Below are 2,204 nucleotides of genomic sequence, written 5' to 3'. Positions count from 1 at the left end.
AGGCGACGCGCGGCAATCTCGACCATGCTGCGTGCCGGGTCGATGGATTCGATGATGAACAGCACCCCATCGCGGCGGCGGATGATCTGGCCTGCCGCCAGCTCGGCGCGGGGCCGCATGCGCACCAGCGTGGAAGATGGGGCACGGATACCCGCCTGCTCTTCACGCCCGGCACTCTTGGGCTCCACGAATTCGGCCCAGACCTCACGCAAGGTGGGCCAGCTGGGCGGGTGCCCGGTGCGGCTACCCAGCAGGGTGACGCGATGGCGAAGCTGTCCGGCGCGCATAGTCACCTCATGCGAAGTGGTAATGGGTGTAGTGATCGACCAGGGCGCCCACGGCCATGGGAACCTCTGAGGTGATGGTGCCGATGACCACGGCTTCGCGGGTCTCGTACCAGTGGCCAATCAGCAGCAGCATCGCGGTGGTGATGTCGTCATCGATGACCAGCGCGTGCTCATCCCCTTCTGCCGGAATGGCGTCGTGGGTTTCATACAGCGCGCGCCCCGTGCGTCCTTCAATGACGCGACGTGCCGCATTGGAATAGGTCTCGAGGAGCTGATCGTCCTCGGAGAAGTCCGGCTCCAGCCGGACGTGCAGCTTGATGATGTCCAGCTCGAGCATCGGCATGCCTCATGGGGTTGGCCCCAACAGGCAAGGGCCGCACGATGGCGGCCCTTGTGTCAGGTGGTGGATGGGGATCAGGCCGGCTTGCCGGTCAACGCCTTGATGGCGGCGGTGTCCTGCAGCACGCAATCGAAGCGATGGAAGGCGAGGAAGGCCGTCTGGTCGAACTCGGCATAGCGCTCGACCAGGCGCTTGAGCGTCATGTAGTTGATGCGGCGAATCACGAACTGCTGGAAATCACCGGCGAACATGAATTTCTTGCTCGCGGCCATGTCCTCGAAGCCCTGATCAATGAAGTAGGACTGACCGAGTACCGTGGACGGTGCCAGGCCCGCGACGGCCGGCAGCCACAGCGGGCGACCCTGGCCATCTTCCATCTCGGTGATCTTCTGCAGGGTGTTGTCGTTGAAGCCCAGACGGAAACCCGCCGCGCGACGGTAGGCCGGATCAATGCTGTGGATCAGCTTGGTGATGTCCTTCCAGTTCAGGCTTGCCGCAGCGGCTGCCGCCACGGTGCCAGTGACCGAGGTGGCAAGGCCTTTGGGCTGCTGGGGAGTGCCGGCACCGGTACCGCTCACCAGGTACTTGGCTTCGGCGCGACCGACACGGGAGCCTATGCGCGAGGCCAGGAAGCCCTCGATGTCGAAGGCCGAGTCCTGCAGCAGCTCGTTGGAGACACGGATCACCTTGGAGCTCAGCTTCTTGGCGCCGAGGTTCTGCATGCCGAAGGTGACATCCTGCTCACTGGCGGCGGTATTCTCGCCCAGCAGCTCGCCCTCTTCCCCGGTACCGTCAGACACCGGCCATTCGATGTTGGCGCCGTCGGAGGTAGTCAGGATCTGGGCGACCGAGGCCAGCCCGCCGTAATCCTTCATGGACTCATGGATGCGGTTGAGCATGGTGGTCGGGACGGTGTAGCCGCCCTTGTCATCCACACCCGCTGCCTGAGCTCGCATCTCACGCATGATCGCGCGTTGCTCCTTGCTCATGTTGCCCATGCCTTCACGCACGAAAGCATCGAAGGCCGCGGCACGCTGCTCATCCACGCTCGGACCCTGGGACTGCCCAGCTTCCGGCGTCTGAGACTGGCCACGCAGCTCCTCTTCGTTGTCACGCACGAAGCGCTGGTCCGCATCGCGCAGGGCTTCTTCGCGATCGATCTTGTCCTGCAGGCCATCCAGCTCGCTCTTCATGGACTGCCATTGGCTGCGCTGCTCATCCTTCCATTCGGTGTCGCCGGCATCTTCATGCATCTTGCGCATGTCCTTGGCGATGGCCGAGTACTTCTGCTTCAGTTCAGAGAGTTTCATGTAGCCTCCACGGGCTCAGGCATTGATGAGTTCAAGGAAGCGCTCGCGGGCGCGGCGCTGATTGACGGCACGCTGCGTGATCTCTCGGAGTTCATCGCAACGGGCTTGGAGCGACCGCTTGGCGGCGCCCGCATCGGGGTAAGCCGGATAGGTCACGGGGGACACATCCAGCAGGCGGCTGAATCGGTGGATGGTGCGCACGATCACGCCGTGCTCGTCCTCGCCCCACTCGTCACCATCGGGGGCGACACGGAAGGCGAAGCTGGA

The 2,204-nt window shown here is 63.8% G+C and carries 4 protein-coding genes; all 4 read right to left on the bottom strand.

Annotated elements, in window-relative coordinates; translation table 11 throughout:
• Positions 1 to 287, bottom strand: a 287-nt coding sequence (locus tag AC4FAH_RS14650) for a phage head completion protein (protein ID WP_490246322.1), incomplete at its 3' end; no start/stop codon positions are given.
• Between the two features lie 7 nt (positions 288 to 294).
• Positions 295 to 624 (bottom strand): head-tail connector protein, encoded by a 330-nt coding sequence (locus AC4FAH_RS14645; RefSeq protein ID WP_347421343.1) that lies wholly within the window; start codon positions 622 to 624, stop codon positions 295 to 297.
• A 77-nt stretch (positions 625 to 701) separates the two neighbouring features.
• A complete protein-coding gene (locus AC4FAH_RS14640; protein WP_347421342.1) occupies positions 702 to 1,937 on the bottom strand; it encodes a phage major capsid protein in 1,236 nt (411 codons plus the stop codon).
• 15 nt (positions 1,938 to 1,952) lie between these two features.
• Positions 1,953 to 2,204: HK97 family phage prohead protease (locus AC4FAH_RS14635; protein ID WP_490246321.1), on the bottom strand; the 252-nt coding region annotated here is incomplete at its 5' end.

The sequence above is a fragment of the Cobetia sp. genome, from assembly GCF_983723665.1.
Note: the sequence above shows the minus strand (reverse complement) of the source record. Positions and strands in the feature narration are given on the sequence as shown.